Annotated in this window: 17 protein-coding genes and 3 pseudogenes; 16 read left to right on the top strand and 4 right to left on the bottom strand. The window is 63.8% G+C overall.

Annotation, left to right across the window (positions count from 1 at the left end):
* The 4 genes and pseudogenes from sdhB to ilvD form a co-directional block, all read left to right on the top strand.
* Positions 1-77, top strand: a pseudogene (sdhB, locus tag NCR38_RS29270) (succinate dehydrogenase iron-sulfur subunit); the annotation flags it as partial.
* Between the two features lie 193 nt (positions 78-270).
* Positions 271-693 carry a nuclear transport factor 2 family protein gene (locus tag NCR38_RS29265; protein ID WP_061121181.1) on the top strand — a complete coding sequence of 141 codons (423 nt, stop codon included), beginning with the start codon at positions 271-273 and terminating at the stop codon, positions 691-693.
* Between the two features lies 1 nt (position 694).
* Positions 695-1,324 carry a TetR/AcrR family transcriptional regulator gene (locus tag NCR38_RS29260; RefSeq protein ID WP_061121182.1) on the top strand — a complete coding sequence of 210 codons (630 nt, stop codon included), beginning with the start codon at positions 695-697 and terminating at the stop codon, positions 1,322-1,324.
* A gap of 110 nt (positions 1,325-1,434) precedes the next feature.
* A complete protein-coding gene (gene ilvD / locus NCR38_RS29255; protein WP_061121183.1) occupies positions 1,435-3,294 on the top strand; it encodes a dihydroxy-acid dehydratase in 1,860 nt (619 codons plus the stop codon).
* A 64-nt stretch (positions 3,295-3,358) separates the two neighbouring features.
* On the opposite strand, the gene NCR38_RS29250 is transcribed toward ilvD, so the two are convergent.
* Both NCR38_RS29250 and NCR38_RS29245 read right to left on the bottom strand, forming a co-directional pair.
* The gene (locus NCR38_RS29250) at positions 3,359-4,231 is read right to left on the bottom strand and encodes an NAD(P)-dependent oxidoreductase (protein WP_061121184.1); all 873 of its coding nucleotides are present in this window, start codon (positions 4,229-4,231) and stop codon (positions 3,359-3,361) included.
* A gap of 39 nt (positions 4,232-4,270) precedes the next feature.
* Complete coding sequence (locus tag NCR38_RS29245) at positions 4,271-5,599, bottom strand: MFS transporter (RefSeq protein WP_061121225.1); 1,329 nt, start codon at positions 5,597-5,599, stop codon at positions 4,271-4,273.
* 263 nt (positions 5,600-5,862) lie between these two features.
* On the opposite strand from NCR38_RS29245, the gene NCR38_RS29240 reads away from it, so the two are divergent.
* The 6 genes and pseudogenes from NCR38_RS29240 to NCR38_RS29215 all read left to right on the top strand — a co-directional run bounded on the left by NCR38_RS29240 (position 5,863) and on the right by NCR38_RS29215 (position 10,874).
* Positions 5,863-6,783, top strand: a complete 921-nt coding sequence (locus NCR38_RS29240; protein ID WP_061121185.1) for a LysR family transcriptional regulator — start codon at positions 5,863-5,865, stop codon at positions 6,781-6,783.
* Positions 6,784-7,003: 220 nt separating this feature from the next.
* Entirely contained in the window at positions 7,004-8,107 is a 1,104-nt protein-coding gene (locus tag NCR38_RS29235) for a tartrate dehydrogenase (protein ID WP_061121186.1), read from the top strand.
* 2 nt (positions 8,108-8,109) lie between these two features.
* Complete coding sequence (locus NCR38_RS29230; RefSeq protein WP_061121187.1) at positions 8,110-9,558, top strand: aldehyde dehydrogenase family protein; 1,449 nt, start codon at positions 8,110-8,112, stop codon at positions 9,556-9,558.
* 23 nt (positions 9,559-9,581) lie between these two features.
* Entirely contained in the window at positions 9,582-10,415 is an 834-nt protein-coding gene (locus tag NCR38_RS29225) for a Rossmann-like and DUF2520 domain-containing protein (RefSeq protein ID WP_061121188.1), read from the top strand.
* Positions 10,412-10,528, top strand: a pseudogene (locus NCR38_RS29220) (alpha-hydroxy-acid oxidizing protein); the annotation flags it as partial. The gene NCR38_RS29225 and the pseudogene NCR38_RS29220, both read left to right, overlap by 4 nt.
* Positions 10,529-10,589: 61 nt before the next feature.
* Positions 10,590-10,874 (top strand): alpha-hydroxy-acid oxidizing protein, encoded by a 285-nt coding sequence (locus NCR38_RS29215; protein ID WP_061121189.1) that lies wholly within the window; start codon positions 10,590-10,592, stop codon positions 10,872-10,874.
* Between the two features lie 68 nt (positions 10,875-10,942).
* Here the strand turns inward: NCR38_RS29215 and NCR38_RS29210 are convergent, their stop codons facing one another.
* Positions 10,943-11,800 carry an oxidoreductase gene (locus NCR38_RS29210; RefSeq protein WP_061121226.1) on the bottom strand — a complete coding sequence of 286 codons (858 nt, stop codon included), beginning with the start codon at positions 11,798-11,800 and terminating at the stop codon, positions 10,943-10,945.
* A gap of 119 nt (positions 11,801-11,919) precedes the next feature.
* Here NCR38_RS29210 and NCR38_RS29205 point away from each other — a divergent pair, with 119 nt between their 5' ends.
* The 4 genes and pseudogenes from NCR38_RS29205 (at position 11,920) to NCR38_RS29190 (ending at position 14,172) form a co-directional block, all read left to right on the top strand.
* On the top strand, positions 11,920-12,855 hold the full coding sequence (locus tag NCR38_RS29205; protein ID WP_061121190.1) for a LysR family transcriptional regulator: 936 nt from the start codon (positions 11,920-11,922) through the stop codon (positions 12,853-12,855).
* 103 nt (positions 12,856-12,958) lie between these two features.
* Complete coding sequence (locus NCR38_RS29200; RefSeq protein ID WP_061121191.1) at positions 12,959-13,324, top strand: BON domain-containing protein; 366 nt, start codon at positions 12,959-12,961, stop codon at positions 13,322-13,324.
* 45 nt (positions 13,325-13,369) lie between these two features.
* Positions 13,370-13,837 (top strand): annotated as a pseudogene (locus NCR38_RS29195) (MFS transporter); the annotation flags it as partial.
* A 113-nt stretch (positions 13,838-13,950) separates the two neighbouring features.
* Positions 13,951-14,172, top strand: coding sequence for a hypothetical protein (locus tag NCR38_RS29190; RefSeq protein WP_061121193.1), 222 nt, complete (start codon positions 13,951-13,953; stop codon positions 14,170-14,172).
* Positions 14,173-14,199: 27 nt separating this feature from the next.
* Here the strand turns inward: NCR38_RS29190 and NCR38_RS29185 are convergent, their stop codons facing one another.
* Positions 14,200-14,571, bottom strand: a complete 372-nt coding sequence (locus tag NCR38_RS29185; protein WP_061121194.1) for an NUDIX hydrolase — start codon at positions 14,569-14,571, stop codon at positions 14,200-14,202.
* A gap of 215 nt (positions 14,572-14,786) precedes the next feature.
* Here NCR38_RS29185 and NCR38_RS29180 point away from each other — a divergent pair, with 215 nt between their 5' ends.
* Both NCR38_RS29180 and NCR38_RS29175 read left to right on the top strand, forming a co-directional pair.
* Positions 14,787-15,611, top strand: a complete 825-nt coding sequence (locus tag NCR38_RS29180) for a CHAD domain-containing protein (RefSeq protein WP_061121227.1) — start codon at positions 14,787-14,789, stop codon at positions 15,609-15,611.
* 92 nt (positions 15,612-15,703) lie between these two features.
* The gene (locus NCR38_RS29175) at positions 15,704-16,453 is read left to right on the top strand and encodes a DUF2278 family protein (RefSeq protein ID WP_250478044.1); all 750 of its coding nucleotides are present in this window, start codon (positions 15,704-15,706) and stop codon (positions 16,451-16,453) included.
* Positions 16,454-16,587: the final 134 nt, after the last annotated feature.

The following is a 16,587-nucleotide window of genomic DNA, read 5'->3' as shown; positions in this document are numbered from 1 at the left end:
ACGTGTGCCCCAAGGGGCTCAATCCGACCAAGGCGATCGGCAAGATCAAGGAATTGATGGTGCGCCGCGCTGTCTGATATCCAGAGCGAATGAAGAGATGGCGCAGCCTCGAAAGAGGCTGCGCCATTTTTTTATCCGCGAGAATTTGCCGCGCAGTGAAGTGATTGCATAGCTAACCAGCAAGACCAACAGACGACATTTAAATCTTGTAATGAGACTCTTGTCTCACTAGAATGAATCGGAGGAAATGGCGCACGCAAGGAGGCAATCATGACGCTGACCCCTGTGGAGATGGATCGGAAGATCGACGAGCATTTCGGCTTCGAACGACGCGACGATGTCGAAGGCGTGCTCGCGACGCTCACGGAAGATGTCGAGCACGATGTCGTCGGCTGGCCCGCGGGTCCGGCGCATGGACGCGAAGGCGCGCGGCCGTTCTATGAAACGTTGTTCGCCGATCTCTCGGAGAGCCGGGTCGAGTGTCTGCGCCGCCTTTATGGCGATGGCTTCGTCATCGACGAATCGCTGTGGCGCGGCAAGGCGCCCGGCAGACCGTTCGGGCTCGACGGCCGTGGGCGCCCGCTCGAATTCCGCATGTTGCATGTCATCGAGTTCAGCGAAAGCGGGCAGATCAGGCGCGAGAACGTGTGGGTCGATCTCGCGGCGATCATCGGCCAGTTGCCGCAGGCTTGATATGGCAGATCCTGCAACGAGGACGCGCGGCAATCAGAAGCAGCGCACGCGCAAGGATTTGCTGCAGGCGGCATCGCGGCTGACGAAGCAAGGGCTCAGGCCGAGTCTGGAGGAGGTTGCCGCTGAGGCAATGGTCTCGCGCGCGACGGCGTATCGGCATTTCCCGAGTGTCGATGCGCTCATGCTGGAAGCATCGCTCGATGTCGACACGCCGGATGCGGACACGCTCTTTACTGCGCGCGCATCGGCTGATCCGGTCGCGCGACTGCTGCGTGTCGATGCCGCGCTCCACGACATGATTCTCGCCAACGAAGTGCCGCTGCGCATGATGCTCGCGCATTCGCTCGAGCGCGCGGCGAAGGGCGATGCCGCAGATGAAGTGCCGCTGCGGCAGAATCGCCGCACGCCGTTGATCGAGGCGGCGCTGGAGCCCGCGCACGATCAGTTCAAGGCCGCGGCGCTCGACACATTGACTCAGGCCCTCGCGCTCGTGATCGGCACCGAGGCGATGCTGGTCTGCAAGGATGTGCTGCAACTCGACGACGCACGCACGCGCAAGGTGAAACGCTGGGCGATTCGCGCGTTGGTGGACGCGGCGAGGCGAAGCAAAACGAACGAAGCAGGTATGTGATAATCCCAAAATTCGCGCCCGCCCGACCCAAAAGGTCGCCGACCCCTGCGCGCAAGGGCCTTTACCCTCGTGGCCCGCTTTCATCCCGCGATATTCCACCAGCAACCACGATGCCCACATACCGTTCCAAAACCTCCACCGCCGGCCGCAACATGGCGGGCGCGCGCTCGTTGTGGCGCGCCACCGGCATGAAAGACGAAGATTTCTCGAAGCCGATCATCGCCGTCGTCAACTCGTTCACCCAGTTCGTGCCGGGGCACGTGCATCTGAAAGACCTCGGGCAACTCGTCGCGCGCGAGATCGAGGCCGCGGGCGGCGTGGCGAAGGAGTTCAACACCATTGCCGTCGATGACGGTATCGCGATGGGTCATGACGGCATGCTGTATTCGCTGCCGAGCCGCGACATCATCGCCGATTCGGTGGAATACATGGTCAACGCGCATTGCGCCGATGCCATGGTCTGCATCTCGAACTGCGACAAGATCACCCCGGGCATGCTGATGGCCGCCATGCGCCTGAACATTCCCGTGATCTTCGTGTCCGGCGGGCCTATGGAAGCAGGCAAGACGCGCCTCGCGAATCCGAAGACGAAGGCCATCGAGCTGAAGAAGCTCGATCTCGTCGATGCCATGGTGATCGCCGCCGACTCGTCGTACTCCGACGCCGAAGTCGCCGAAGTCGAACGGTCCGCATGCCCGACGTGCGGTTCGTGCTCGGGCATGTTCACGGCCAACTCGATGAACTGCCTCACCGAAGCGCTCGGCCTCTCTTTGCCCGGCAACGGCACCGTGGTCGCGACGCATGCCGACCGCGAGCAGCTTTTCAAGCGCGCGGGACGCGGTGTCGTCGAACTGGCGCGCCGTTACTACGAGCAGGAGGAAGCGCGCGTGCTGCCGCGCTCGGTCGGCTTCAAGGCCTTTGAAAACGCGATGACGCTCGATATCGCGATGGGCGGCTCGACCAACACCATCCTGCACTTGCTGGCCATTGCGCGCGAAGCCGAGATCGACTTCACGATGGCGGACATCGACCGCCTGTCGCGCACCGTGCCGCAACTGTGCAAGGTCGCGCCCAACACGAACAAGTACCACATCGAAGACGTGCATCGCGCGGGCGGCATCATGGCGATCCTGGGTGAACTCGATCGCGCGGGCAAATTGCACACCGACGTGCCGACCGTGCATGCGCCCACGCTGAAAGACGCGCTCGACCAGTGGGACGTCAAGCGCACCGAGGACGAAGCGGTCAAAACCTTCTACATGGCAGGCCCCGCCGGCGTTCCGACGCAAGTGGCGTTCAGCCAGAACACGCGCTGGCCGAGTCTCGACACCGATCGCGCCGAAGGCTGCATCCGTTCTTACGAACATGCGTTCTCGAAGGAAGGCGGCCTCGCCGTGCTGAGAGGCAATATCGCGCTCGACGGCTGCGTCGTGAAGACCGCGGGCGTCGATGAAAGCATTCTCGTGTTCGAAGGCACGGCGCATGTCACCGAGTCGCAGGATGAAGCCGTGGAGAACATCCTGAACGACCAGGTCAAGGCCGGCGATGTCGTCATCGTCCGTTATGAAGGTCCGAAGGGCGGCCCGGGCATGCAGGAAATGCTCTACCCGACGAGCTACATCAAGTCGAAAGGTCTCGGCAAGGCATGCGCGCTCCTGACGGACGGCCGCTTCTCGGGCGGCACGTCGGGGCTTTCGATCGGCCATTGCTCGCCCGAAGCGGCGGCAGGCGGCGCGATCGGTCTCGTGCGCGACGGCGACAAGATCCGCATCGACATTCCCAATCGCACGATCGACGTGCTGCTTTCGGACGATGAACTCGCGCGCCGTCGCGAGGAACAGAACGCGAAGGGCTGGAAGCCCGCGAAGCAGCGTCCGCGCAAGGTGTCGGCGGCGCTGAAGGCGTATGCGAAGCTGGTGATGTCGGCGGACAAGGGCGCGGTGCGGGATTTGTCCTTGCTCGACGACTGAAGCGGCGCCACCCGCAAGTTGCGAAAGCCGCTCTTCGGAGCGGCTTTTTTTCGCGTCGTCGCAATCAGGCGCCCAGCAGCTTCGGCAACTCCAGCAACGTCCGATGCGCGCCGCCTTGCTCGACCGCGTCCGCATACGTCGCGCGAACAGCAGTGGCGATCGCATCGACCGCGTTCGTGTCCCCGGCCATCGTCACGTAGTAGCCGAGATCCTTGAGCGCATTGGACATGTGAAACGGCATGCCCGACGGATCGTCTTCCACGAGCGACGGACGCAGCCGCTCCAATGCCGCGCCGCCGCCACCGCCTTTCGCGAGGACATCGACGAAGGTTTGCGCATCGACACCCGCGCGCTTCGCGCAGGCCGCCGCTTCGGAGATCAGCGCGATCGTCCCGAGCGATACGAAATTGTGCAGCAGCTTCATGCTGTGCCCCGCGCCGAGGCCGCCGACGAGCGTCACGTTCTCCGCATACGTACGCAACAGCGGCTCGATACGAGCGAACAATTCCGGCTCAGCGCCGACCAGCAGATTCAGGCGCCCTTCATGCGCTTCCTTCGCGGTGCGCGTCATCGGCGCATCGACGAACAGACCGCCCGCTTCCTTCACGAGCGATGCCATGCGCGCCGTCGATGCGGGTACGGCCGTCGAGCAGTCGATCACGATCGTTCCCGGCTGCAATCCCGCGAGCACGCCATCGGGCGCGGTCAACACCGCTTCGACTTCAGGCGATCCTGTCACGCAGAGAATGACGATGTCCGATTCGCGCGCGAGCGCCTCGCCGTTCGCGACGGTCTTCACGCCGCCCGCGCGCAGTTCGTCGAGTGGCTGATTGCCGGGATGCTCGACCACCGTAAGCGGATAGCCATGCTTCATCACATTGCGCGCGATGCCGTGCCCCATCAGGCCGATACCGATCATGCCGATTCGCTGCTTCATCCTGCCTCTCTTCGTCTTGTCGTGTCTGTGGAAAAAAGCTCAGCGGTTCACGAGCCGCTTCGGCAGCAGCATCGTCAGAACGATGCCGAGTGCGAGGCAGCCTACCATCGAGAAAATCGGCAATGTCATGCCGCCCGAAGCCTGCTTCAGGAAGCCGACCACATACGGGCCGAAGAAGCCGCCGAGATTGCCGAACGCGCTGATCCATGCGATGCCGACCGCCGCCGCGGCCTGCCCGAGCACGGCCGTGGGCATGCTCCAGAAGAGCGGCGGAAACGACAGCAGTCCCGCGTTGGCGATGCACAGCGCGATCATGCCGAGCCACAAATTGTCATGCCAGAGCACGGACAGCGACAAGCCGACCGCGCCCATCAGAAGCAATGCCGCGACATGCATGCGCCGCTCGCCGCGCCTGTCCGCGCTGCGGCCGAAGGTCAACATCACGACGACGGCAACCGCGTTCGGCAACGCCGCGAGCGCGCCGATCGCGAAGTCGCCGGAGATGCCCATCGACTTGATCATCGTGGGCGCCCAGAAGGTGTAGCCATAGATGCCGAATACATCGAGAAAATAGATCAGGCAAAACGCCCACACGAGCCAGCTCGAGAAGAGGCCCTTGTGGTTCGATTCCGCCGTCACCGCGCGATCCTCGGCGAGCACGCGCGAGAGGAAGGCGCGATCGGCCTCGCTGTAGCGCGGGCTTTTCGTGACGTCGTCGTCGAGTCCCTTCCATGTGTAGACCGCCGCGAGAAACGCGGGCAAGGCTTCGACGATGAAGATCCACTTCCAGCCGGCCAACTGCATGAGGCCGTCGAAGTACTGCATGATGAAGCCCGTCAACGGCGAGCCGATGAGACCCGCGAGCGCGAGCGCCGCATAGAACATGCTGAGGATGCGCGCGCGGCGGTTACGCGGAAACGACTGGCCGATATAAAAGACGATCGCCGGAATGAAGCCGGCCTCCGCGACGCCGAGCAGGCAGCGCATCACGTAGAACTGCATCGGCGTGGCGACGAAGGCCGTCAGCCCCGACACGACGCCCCACGACAGGATGATGCGCGTGATCCATCTGCGCGCGCCCACGCGTTGCAGGATCATGTTGCTCGGCACTTCGAAAATCACATAGCCAAGAAAGAAGATGCCTGCGCCGAAGCCGAACACGGCATCGGAGAAGCCGAGCTGCTGCGCCATCTGCAACTTCGCGAAGCTCACGTTCACGCGATCGATGTACGACGTGATGTACGCGAACATCAGAATCGGCAGGATTTGCAGAGCCAGGCGGCGGAAGATCCGGTCCGCCGTGGCCGCGTCGTGTGACGGGGCGGGCGATGCCGCGCCGGGCGGCATGTTGGTCGCATCGATTTCCACGTCTGTCTCCATGTATGTTTTTTTTAAGCTCCGTCCTGCGTCGCCCGGATTCGTGGACGGAAGACGCGGCGGAACAGGGGAAATGTAGCGGCTGCCGAGCGCCGGTGATATGCGAAATCGTTGAAGCGGGCTTTCGAATAGTTCGAACACGCCCTTCGCGACACGGGCGTGCGCATCGGTCAGGGTTTTCCTGTATCCGGCCACGACGCGCCGATCGCGCCCGGATGCCATACTGCGCGGCAAGACTTTAAGGAGCGTCCGGTTTGTTCGATCTCACGTCGCTGGCTCTTTTTCTGCGCGCAGTCGAATTGGGCAGCCTGTCGAAGGCGGCGCAGCAATCGCATATGTCGCTGTCGACGGCGAGCCGGCGTATTGCGCTGCTCGAACATCACTTCCGCGTCGGGTTGCTGAACCGCACGTCGGCGGGTGTCGAGCCCACGCCCGCGGGCGAAGCGCTCGCGCGTCATGCCACCGAGCTGCTGCTCAAGACCGATGCGATATACAGCGAGCTGTCCGACTACACCAAAGGCTCCGTCGGCCGCGTGCGCGTGTTCGCCAATATCTCGGCGATCAGCCAGGACTTGCCCGATCATCTGCGCGCGTTCTCGCAGCGGTATCAGGACATCAAGCTGCATATCAGCGAATTGCGCAGCATGGACATTCTTCAGGCGTTGCGTGAAGGGCGCGCGGATGTCGGCGTGGTGACTTCGCAGGTCGGCATGGAAGGCATTCGCCTCGCGCCATACTGCGCGGACCGCATCAGCGTCGTCGTGCCGGAAGACCATGTTTTGCAGGGCGAGCAGATCGACTTCGCGGCGCTGCTCGAACACGATATCGTCGGCCTCGACGACAAGGCCGAAGTCACGCGAATGCTCGTCAAGGAAGCCGCGCTCGCGGGCCGCACGATCCGCTTTCGCGTGCAGGTGCAAAGCTTCGAGGCGATGTGCCGGCTCATCGCGGCGGGGCAGGGCGTCGGCGTGCTGCCCGAAGGCGCGGTGCGTCTCTTTCGCGAGCCGATGCATCTGCGCTTCATCCGCCTGACGAATCCCTGGGCCGAGCGCGTGATGTCGGTCGGGATTCGCGCCGGCGCCGCGCCTTTGCCCGCGCGCAAGCTGTTCGATTTCCTGAGCGCGTTCGCGCCCGCATCGCTGGTTGCGCCGGGCGGCGAACGTCCGGCCGGCTGAACCCCCTTGCGGATATTCGAAGACTCCCGTTTGCGGATTCGCACTTCCGCCGCGTGAGGGCGTCCGCTAGATTGCTCATCTGAATAGTCCGATGCCCGGACACGCACGCGTTCCGAGGGCGACAGAGACGAAGGAGACAACTAGGCTCTTGCCATGTGCAAGGTCTCCTCTCGTGCGCACGCCGGGCATGTCCGCGTCGAAATCGAGGAGACATAGCGCAATGGCAACAACGCATCACATCGCCGTCATTCCGGGCGACGGCATCGGCAAGGAAGTCATGGTCGAAGGCTTGCGCGTGCTGAAGGCGGCCGCGGCGCGCTATGACATCGCGCTCGACTTCGACGAATTCGCGTCGTGGTGCACCGAACACTACGTGCAGCACGGCACGATGATGCCCGCCGACTGGGCGAGGCAGATCGGCAAGCACGACGCCATCTTCTTCGGCGCGGTCGGCACGCCCGATGTCGTGCCGGACCACACGGCCGTGTGGGAATCGATCATCAGGATTCGCCGCGACTTCGATCAGTACGTGAACCTGCGCCCGGTGCGTCTCATGCCAGGCGTGCCGTCGCCGCTCGCGCACCGCAAGCCCGGCGACATCGACTTTCTGGTCGTGCGCGAGAACACCGAAGGCGAGTATTCGTCGGTCGGCGGACGCATGTTCGAAGGCACCGACCGCGAGTTCGCGACGCAGCAGGCGGTGTTTACGCGCACGGGCGTCGATCGCATTCTCGACTTCGCCTTTCAGCTCGCCCAAAGCCGCCCGAAAAAGCAGCTGACCGCCGCGACCAAATCGAACGGCATCTCTATCACGATGCCGTACTGGGACGAGCGCCTCGCGGAAGCGGCGAAGCGCTATCCGGACATCGAGACGCGCAAGTTTCATATCGACATTCTGTGCGCGCATTTCGTGCAGCATCCCGATCGTTTCGATGTGGTCGTCGCGTCCAATCTCTTCGGCGACATTCTTTCGGACCTCGGGCCTGCGTGCACCGGCACCATCGGCATCGCGCCTTCGGCCAACCTGAATCCGGAGCGGCGCTTTCCGTCGCTCTTCGAGCCGGTGCACGGCTCCGCGCCGGATATCGCGGGCAAGGGCATCGCCAATCCGATCGGGCAAATCTGGTCGGCGGCGCTGATGCTGCAGCATCTCGGCCGTGGCGAGGCGCGCTACGAAGCGGCGGCGAAGACCATCGTCTCGGCCATCGAAACCGTGCTCGAAAGCGGTCCGCGCACGCCGGACATGGGCGGCGCGGCGAACACCATCGAAGTCGGCACGGCGATCGCCGCAGCCGTCACCGAACACGCACTGATCACGGAGTAAGCATGGAATATCGTCACTTCATCGGCAACGCATGGCGCGCGGGCGACAACGGCGAATCGCTCGATGTCATCGACCCCAGCACGGGCGAGCCGTTCGCGGCGATCGCGCGCGGCAATGCCGCCGATGTCGACCGCGCTGTCGCCGCCGCACGCGACGCAATGGGCGAGGCGCTCGACGGTCCGTGGGCGAAGCGCTCGCCGGTCGAGCGCGCGAATCTGCTGTTCGCGTATGCAGCGGCGGTGCTGGAGAACGCCGACGAACTCGCGCGGCTCGAAGCGCGCGACACCGGCAAGGCGCTCAAGACCGCGCGCACCGACGCGGCCGTGCTCGCGCGCTATCTGCAGTACTACGCCGGCTGCGTCGACAAGCTGCATGGCGAGACGCTGCCCTATACGACGGGCTTCACGGTGCTGACGGTGCGCGAGCCGATAGGCGTGACGGGGCACATCATCCCGTGGAATTACCCGATGCAGATCTATGGCCGCAGCGTCGGCGCATCGCTCGCGGCGGGCAACGCGTGCGTGATCAAGCCGGCGGAAGACGCCAGCCTGTCGATCCTGCGTCTCGCCGAAATCGCCGCCGACATCGGCTTTCCGGCGGGCGCGATCAACGTCGTCACGGGTCTGGGCAGCGAAGCGGGCGCGGCGTTGTCGGCGAACGGCGGCATCGGCCATATTTCGTTCACCGGCTCGAGCGCGACGGGCGCGCTGGTCGGACGCACGGCGGCGGAGCGTCATTGCCCGAGCGTGCTCGAACTCGGCGGCAAGTCGCCGCAACTCCTGTTCGACGATGCCGATCTCGACGAAGCCTTGCCCGTGATTCTCAACGCGATCATCCAGAACGCCGGGCAGACGTGCTCGGCGGGCAGCCGCCTGCTGGTTCAGCGCGGCATCTACGAGACGGTGATCGAACGTCTGACGCAGCGTTTCGAAGCGCTGCGCTCCGGCCCGCCCGCGATGGACCTCGACATGGGCCCGCTCGTCAACGCGAAGCAGCAGGCGCGCGTGCGCAGCATGGTCGAGCAGGCAGAGGCCGAAGGCATTCGCGTGGCGGCGCGCGGCAGGATCGTCGTGGAGGCGTCGCGCAACGGCTTTTTCCAGGAGGCGGTCCTGTTCCGCGACGTGCCGCCGCAAAGCCGCCTCGCGCAAGAAGAAGTTTTCGGACCGGTGCTCGCGGCGATGCCCTTCGACGATGAAGCCGAAGCCGTGAAGCTCGCCAACGGGACGCATTACGGCCTCGTCGCGGGCGTGTGGACGCGCGACGGCTCGCGTGGCTTGCGTCTCGCGCGCAAGCTGCAGGCGGGGCAGGTCTTCGTGAACAACTACGGCGCGGGCGGCGGCGTCGAGTTGCCGTTCGGCGGCGTGAAGGCGAGCGGCCACGGACGCGAGAAGGGCTTCGAGGCGCTCTATGGTTTCACGAGTCTGAAGACCATCGCGATCAGGCACGGCTGAGTCTCGCGCGGCCTCACATCATCATGGCGACTCTCAACATCATCGGCGCGGGGCGCGTCGGCGCGACGCTCGGCAATCTGATCGTCGCGAACCGCGTGCTCGATATCGGCGACGTATGCGACAGCGATATCGCGCATGCGCGTGACGCGGTCGATTTCATCGGCGCGGGCCGCGCGCTCGACGACATCGCCGCGATGCGCCCCGCCGATATTTGGCTGCTGTCGGTGCCCGACATGCGCATCGCGGAAGTGGCGCAGTCGCTCGCGGGGCATCGCAGGGACGACATGCCGTCGATTGCGGTGCATTGCAGCGGCGCGCTCGACACGGACACGCTCGCGCCCTTGCGCGCGCTCGGCTGGAATGTCGCGAGCGTGCATCCGATGCTGAGCTTCGCCAATCCCGGCACGGCCGTGTTTCAGTTCGAAGGCACGCCGTGCGGGCTCGAAGGCGACCGGGCCGCGCGTGCCGCATGGAGCGAGATTCTCGCGGCCATCGGCGCGCGCTGTTTCGATATCGAGCCGGGCAGCAAGGCGCTCTATCACGCGGCGGCGGTCGTCGCGTCGAACTTTCTGCCGATACTCGCGGCGATGTCCGTCGAGATGTGGCAGGCGGCGGGCATTCCGCAGCCGCTCATCGAGGACATGATGCATACGCTGTCGCGCAATGCGGCCGCGAACATCGTCGCGCTCGGGCCGAAGGATGCGTTGACGGGCCCGGCCGCGCGCGGCGATCGCGCGGTCGTCGAAGCGCAGTCGCAGGCTATCGGCGCGTGGGACGCGGTATCGCGCGACGCGTATGACGCGCTCTCGACGCTCGCGATGCGGCTCGCGCAAACGGGCAAAGTGCGCGAGGCATGAGGCTTACGCTCGACAGCGCGCTGTCGAGCGCCGATCTGCGCGAACTCGCGCGCCGCACGCTGCCGCGCTTCGTGTTCGAGTTCATCGACGGCGGCGCGGAAGACGAGATCACGCTCGCGGCGAATCGCGCGGCGTTCGAACGCCGCGCGCTCGAGCCTCGAATCGCTGCATGCGGTGCGTCGCGCGCTCGGGCCGGGCACGGAATTGCTCATCGATTCGGGCATCCGGCGCGGCGTCGATATCGTAAAGGCGGTGGCGCTCGGCGCGCAGGCGGCGGCGATCGCGCGTCCCGTGCTGTTCGGCGCGGCCATCGGCGGCGACCAAGGCGCGCTCTGCGCCATCGACATCCTGCTCGATGAAGCAAAACGCGCGATGACGCTGTGCGGCACGCCGAACGTCGATGCGATCCGCGCGGGCGATGTGATCGCTTCGTCACGTCCCGTTGCCTTCGAAACATAGACGCGACGTCGCCAGAAGGATTGGGCTCGTCGTTCCTTCAGAGACACCGCTCTTTCGCCCGAAACCGCTTAAACCGCGAAGTCCGTCGAGCTTGACAGCGCCTTCCAGCTTTCCGTTTCCGCCGCGACATACGCGTTCTTTTCCGCTATAGCCTTCAGCGTGTCGGTGCCGAGCGCGAGACGCAGCGGCGGTGTTTGCGCATCGGCGAGCGTGACGAGCGCGGTCGCGAGCTTCTCGGGATCGCCCGGCTGATTGTGATTCATGCCGGCAGCGAAGCGCCGCACGTTGCCCGAAGTCGCATCGTAGTCGTCGATGATTTCCTTGCCGACGAGAAGCGACGACGCATCCAGAAAGTCCGTGCGAAAGTAGCCCGGCTCGACGACGGTCGCGTGAATGCCGAGCGGCTTCAACTCCGCATGCAACGCTTCGGTGATGCCTTCGACGGCGAACTTCGTCGAGCTATAGACGCCGAAGCCCGCTGCCGCGCGATAACCGCCGATCGACGACATGTTCATGACATGCCCGCCGCGCTGCTTGCGCATGACGGGCAGCACGGCGCGCGTCACGTTGAGCAGGCCGAAGACGTTGGTGTCGTACATGCGGCGCACATCGGCATCGCTCGATTCTTCGACGGCCGCGAGCAGCCCGAAGCCCGCATTGTTGATCAGCACGTCGATACGGCCGAACTTCGCGACGGCGGCTTCGACGGCCGCCTTGGCCTGCGCTTCGCTCGTGACGTCGAGCGCGACCGGCAGCAGGGCGGGCGATTCGCCGAGACGCTCGACGATCGCTTCGACATTGCGGCCCGCGGCGACGACCGCGTTGCCGTCGTCGAGCGCCGCGCGGGCGATCAGCGCGCCGAGGCCGCGCGACGCGCCCGTGATGAACCAGACCCGCTTGTATTGCTGTTGAATGGCGTTGCTCATGATGTGCTCCGTTGTGCCGGTGGTGAAGGTGAAACGAAGCATAGGACGTCCGATTCGCACGAACTAGCCGCCGAACGCTAGACTGATAATCAACCTGAATTTGCGAATCGAGGCGCTTCATGAACGAGGTCCGCGCGATTTCGATCTTCGTGCGCGCCGCCACGCTCGGCAATTTGCGGCGTGCGGCCATTGATCAGGGGATTTCGCCGCAAGCCGCGAGTCACGCGGTGATGCAGCTCGAAAAGTCGCTGGGCGTGCGCCTGTTTCATCGCACGACGCGCAAGCTCTCGCTGACCGAGGAAGGGCAGCGGCTCCTGCAAAGTGTCGAGCCGGCGCTCGCAATGCTCACATCGGCCATTGCGGATGCGAGGAGCGCGAAGGAAGTCATCGCCGGTCCGTTGCGCATCAGCGCGCCGAAAGCGCTCGCGCGCGCGTTGTGGCCGTCGGTGCTGGCGTTCGCGCGGCTTTATCCGGACGTCGGACTCGACGTGCGTTTCGACGACCATTTCACCGATCTCGTGGAAGAACGCGCCGATGTCGGATTGCGTGGCGGCTCGCCGCCCTCAGGCGGCGCGATTGCACGGCGGCTCGTGCCGATCCAGCTGATCGTGTGCGGGTCGCCCGCGTATATCGAACGATATGGCGCGCCGCGTACCGTCGACGATCTATCCTCGCATCGTTGCACCGGTTATCGGCGTGCGAACACCGGCAAGCAGGCGCCGTGGGAATTCATGATCGGCGATGAAATCGTCTACCGCGAGGTCGCGGCGGCGCTTTGCGCGAACGATATCGATGCGGAAACCGACGCGGTGCTCGCCGGTGTCGCGATCGGCCAGCTCGGGAGTTTTTCGGCGGTGACGCATATCCGCGAAGGGCGGCTCGTGCCCTTGCTCACGCGGCATCTGACACAGCGCGAATCGATTTATATCTACTACCGGCATCGGACGGAGCAACCGTTGCGCGTGCGAACGTTCATTGACTTCATGATCGAAAAGCTCGCGGACAACGGCGATTTCTTCCTGTCGCCCGCCGAATTGCGCGCGTATGCGAAATGAACGGCCCGAATCCCTGCGATCTCGCGAACCCGCGACTAGAATTCATCGTGCCTTCGTTTCACCCAAGCCCATCAAGCCAATCAAGCCAACCTGGAGCCAAGCGATGAAAACGATCAATGCGCTCAGATTTGCCGCCGTTGCATCAGCGATTGCCTTCTCCGTCAACGTGTGGTCACAGACCAGCGATGCGGCCTCGACTCAGTCCGCTACGCCGTCGGCGAGCGCCGGAACCTCGAAGTCCGCGGCCCGCAAGGCCAATCGGGCTCTCAGCAAGAAGGTGTCCCAGGCGCTGCAGAAAGGCGGCGTCGAATTGAACGGCATCAACGTGATCGCGAAGAACGGCGCAATCACGCTCGCCGGACATGCCGCGGATGCGGAGCAGATCGACAAGGCCGCTTCGATCGCGAAGGGCGTGAGCGGCGTCACGTCCGTGAAGAATGTTCTGACGATTCAGGAAGGCGGGCAGTAGGCGCTCGCACGCGAGCACGACGAAACGCGCGTGCTCGCGCGTGTCATGAACTCGTTCGCTGACGTTCACGAGCCGGAGCGCCAGCGCCTGCCGTTTCGCGAATCGCTGCTCGCGATGCTCGGCATCGCCTTCGTCACGATGCTGGTCGCGCTCGATCAGACCATCGTCGGCACCGCAATGCCGCGCATCATCGCCGAGCTGAAGGGCTCCGATCTGTACGCGTGGGTCGCGACCTCGTACATGCTCGCCTCCGTCATCACGATTCCGATTTTCGGGCGGCTCGGTGACCTCTACGGGCGCAAGCTCTTTTGCTCGCGGCCATCGTGCTGCTCAGGCTGGCGTCCGTGTTATGCGGATTCGCGCGCAGCATGCTGTTTCCCGTCATTGCACGCGGTGTGCAGGGCATCGGCGGCGGTATCCTGCTCGGCACGGTATTCGCCGCCGTCGCCGATCTCTTTTCCCGATCCGAAGCTGCGTTTGCGCTGGCTCGTGCTCGTCACGTCGACATTCGGCGCTCGGCACCGCGATCACGGGCGCGCTGCTCGGGCATTTCTACGCGAAACGTGCATCGTCCGCTGGATTCGTATCAGGCGACGCAGTGGCTCAAATCGTTCGCGAGCCCCGATTTGCTGATCGACCGTGCGGAACAGTCAGCGCTGATCGAACGGCTTGTAGCTGCTGGCCAGCCGGGCGACGCGATGACGCACTCGGCGCGCATGGCGCTCGTCGCGTCGATTCACGTCGGGCTTGTCGTGGCCGCGATGGCGGCGTTCGTCGGCTTGTGTCTCGCGTGGTTCGTGCCCGCGGTGCGAGTCGTGTACGGCGATGCGAAACAGCAGGGCGTTTGATGCCTGGTCGCCGTGAGCGTTGCACGGTCAGCGTTTTCGCCTTTCGTCACCGAGCGCTTTGACGATCATTTTGGTCGGCGCACTGGTGGCGAGCCGCTGAATTTCCGAAACGTGGACCCAGCGGCACCGCGAGATTTCATTGCTCGCGCGCGGCTTCGCGCGTTTCGGCACATCGCAGAAAAAGACGTGATGATGCTTCTGCCTTCCGCGATGCTGGAACAGAAATTTAGCCGACTTGCCCGCAAGACGCGTTTCCTCCTTGAGCTCGCGCAGTGCGGCATCCGGCAAATCCTCGCCCCGTTTGAGCATGCCGCCGGGCAGCGCCCATTTGGTGCGACGTCGCGCAACCAGCAAAATCCGGTTGCCCTTTCGACAGATGACCGTGGCTCGCTTCCTCAAGCTGGCTCCGAATATGTGATTCTGTTCGTTTGAATCTGCAGGCGCGTCCAAGTGTACCCAACAGCTTTTTTGTTGTGGAGCGTTCCTTGACAGCGGCATTTCCCGTATCGCGAACCCAGCAAGACGTGTTCCGCTTTTCGTGCCTTGTTTTGGGGCAAGCGCGGCGGCGGGTATGCATGTTGCATGTGGATGGTACTGCGCAACGGGAAACGATCATGGCTTCGAATGGCAGTGCGCGCGCGAGGAGCGAAACAGCGGAAACTAAATTTGGTGAACTGGCATCGCCGTTGGTCGAAGAGGCGCTGCGGCATGCGTCCACGCTCGACGGGAACGCGGACCCCGAGGTGCTGCACAAGCTGCGCGTCGCGTTGCGACGGCTTCGCACATTGTTCTGGGCTTACAGCCCCTTGCTGGAAGACGAATTCGACACGCATCAGCGCGCGTTGCTCAAGTATCTGGCGACGTCGGCGGGCAGGGCGCGCGACTGGGATATTTTGCTGAAGCTGCTGGACGAACTCCATGTGGAAGGGCTCGACGACTCCGTGAAGGCGCGTCGTGCGGCGGTGCTCGCGACCAGCATCGAAACCATTGCGAACGCGGACGTAAAGCATGTGTTGCTGACGGGCGTGAAGGAGGCGAATCAGCAGCTCAACACGGGGCATAGTCGCGTGCCGGTCGAACGGTTTGCAAAGAAGCGGATCGGCGCGGCGCGCGGTCAGTTGAAAAAGCGCATCAAGCGGGCGCTGCGCGCGAAGCGATCCGACTATGCCGCTTATCACGAAGTGCGCAAGGCCGGAAAGAAGGTGCGCTATCTGCTCGAATTTTTCGGGGATGTCTCGCCCGGCATGCGTGACAGTGTGAAGAGCCTTAAGCGGCTGCAAAAGCGTTTCGGCGCGTTGAACGACGTGGTCGCGAGTCGCGGTCTGCTTTCCGGCTCGGAAGGGGCGTTTCCCGATGACGTCGATACCAAGCCGGCGATACGGGCACTCAAAAGCGAGCAGAAGCATCGCTTCAAGTCCGCGAGAAAGGCGATACGCTGACGGCGGCGCCGTCGCGGGCGCGGGTCGCCTGTCGATCGCAAAGATGTCACACTGGCCGCATCAAATGATCGCTCACTTCACGGAGCCGCATCATGGAGCGCAACGAATACGTTCTTTTCAAGGGCACGGTGACGCTCGGCGTGCCCTATCTCCAGAATTACAAGGGCGATCCGCACTATGTGATCGTCGGCGAAGATACGAATGGCAAGCCGTTCAATATCGTCACCAATGTGAAATCGGACAGCTCACTGACGGGGCCGGCGGGCTATCTCGTGCTGTATCTCTGGAATCAATACTTCGATCACCCGATGACCGCCGATCTCGTCCGGCTGCCTGCCGGTGTCGCCACGTCGAACTTCCCGAAGCTCGATTATGTGCATGACACGCGTCTCCTGGATCTCGGCGCGATGCGTCCGATCCCGCTCGATACCAAAGACGAGCACAACGATATCAATGCGCTTCTCAACGAGATGCTGCAACTCGACATGTCGGCCGACGGCGTCGACTATGTCTACAAGACGCCCGCTTATAGCGACGATCGCCTCGGATGGAAACCCGCGAAAGACGTCACCGTCTACGGCTTCGGCTTTCTGTTCGAACCGGGGAAAGACGGCTTGCACGAAACGCACATGAATCAGGGCAACCCGAAGCGGGGCAAGGGCAGCCCGGTCAAGGACCACTCGAACGAGAACGGCGTGTTTCAGGACGGCGCGGTGATGGTCGAAGTGGACGGCAAGTTCCAGGCGCTTTTCGTCGCGTTTCAGACGCAGCTCGTGCCGACCGATAATCGCGGCCGTCCGATACCGGGGCAGTCTCATCCGATACTGGATGGCACGAAGTGATTGCATGAAGCGCTTCGCGGGCCCAGGCTACCGGCGCCGTCTTCGTCCCATGCGGAAAGCCGCCTCAACGCGCCAAACAGGTGCCGCCTGCTATGCATTGCAGAAACCCTTGTTTGTCCAAACGTTTTTGACAG

Source organism: Caballeronia sp. INML1 (assembly GCF_023631085.1).
GTDB classification, from domain to species: Bacteria; Pseudomonadota; Gammaproteobacteria; order Burkholderiales; family Burkholderiaceae; genus Caballeronia; species Caballeronia turbans.
The sequence above is the reverse complement of the archived record's forward strand: the minus strand, read 5'-3'. Positions and strand labels throughout refer to the sequence as shown.

What these genes read in the sequence shown, in the direction of transcription:
- NCR38_RS29265 (WP_061121181.1), top strand. Translation starts at nt 271, where the DNA reads ATGACGCTGACCCCTGTGGAGATGGATCGGAAGATCGACGAGCATTTC.
- NCR38_RS29260 (WP_061121182.1), top strand. Translation starts at nt 695, where the DNA reads ATGGCAGATCCTGCAACGAGGACGCGCGGCAATCAGAAGCAGCGCACG.
- ilvD (WP_061121183.1), top strand. Translation starts at nt 1,435, where the DNA reads ATGCCCACATACCGTTCCAAAACCTCCACCGCCGGCCGCAACATGGCG.
- NCR38_RS29250 (WP_061121184.1), bottom strand. Translation starts at nt 4,231, where the DNA reads ATGAAGCAGCGAATCGGCATGATCGGTATCGGCCTGATGGGGCACGGC.
- NCR38_RS29235 (WP_061121186.1), top strand. Translation starts at nt 7,004, where the DNA reads ATGGCAACAACGCATCACATCGCCGTCATTCCGGGCGACGGCATCGGC.
- NCR38_RS29230 (WP_061121187.1), top strand. Translation starts at nt 8,110, where the DNA reads ATGGAATATCGTCACTTCATCGGCAACGCATGGCGCGCGGGCGACAAC.
- NCR38_RS29225 (WP_061121188.1), top strand. Translation starts at nt 9,582, where the DNA reads ATGGCGACTCTCAACATCATCGGCGCGGGGCGCGTCGGCGCGACGCTC.
- NCR38_RS29210 (WP_061121226.1), bottom strand. Translation starts at nt 11,800, where the DNA reads ATGAGCAACGCCATTCAACAGCAATACAAGCGGGTCTGGTTCATCACG.
- NCR38_RS29205 (WP_061121190.1), top strand. Translation starts at nt 11,920, where the DNA reads ATGAACGAGGTCCGCGCGATTTCGATCTTCGTGCGCGCCGCCACGCTC.
- NCR38_RS29200 (WP_061121191.1), top strand. Translation starts at nt 12,959, where the DNA reads ATGAAAACGATCAATGCGCTCAGATTTGCCGCCGTTGCATCAGCGATT.
- NCR38_RS29180 (WP_061121227.1), top strand. Translation starts at nt 14,787, where the DNA reads ATGGCTTCGAATGGCAGTGCGCGCGCGAGGAGCGAAACAGCGGAAACT.
- NCR38_RS29175 (WP_250478044.1), top strand. Translation starts at nt 15,704, where the DNA reads ATGGAGCGCAACGAATACGTTCTTTTCAAGGGCACGGTGACGCTCGGC.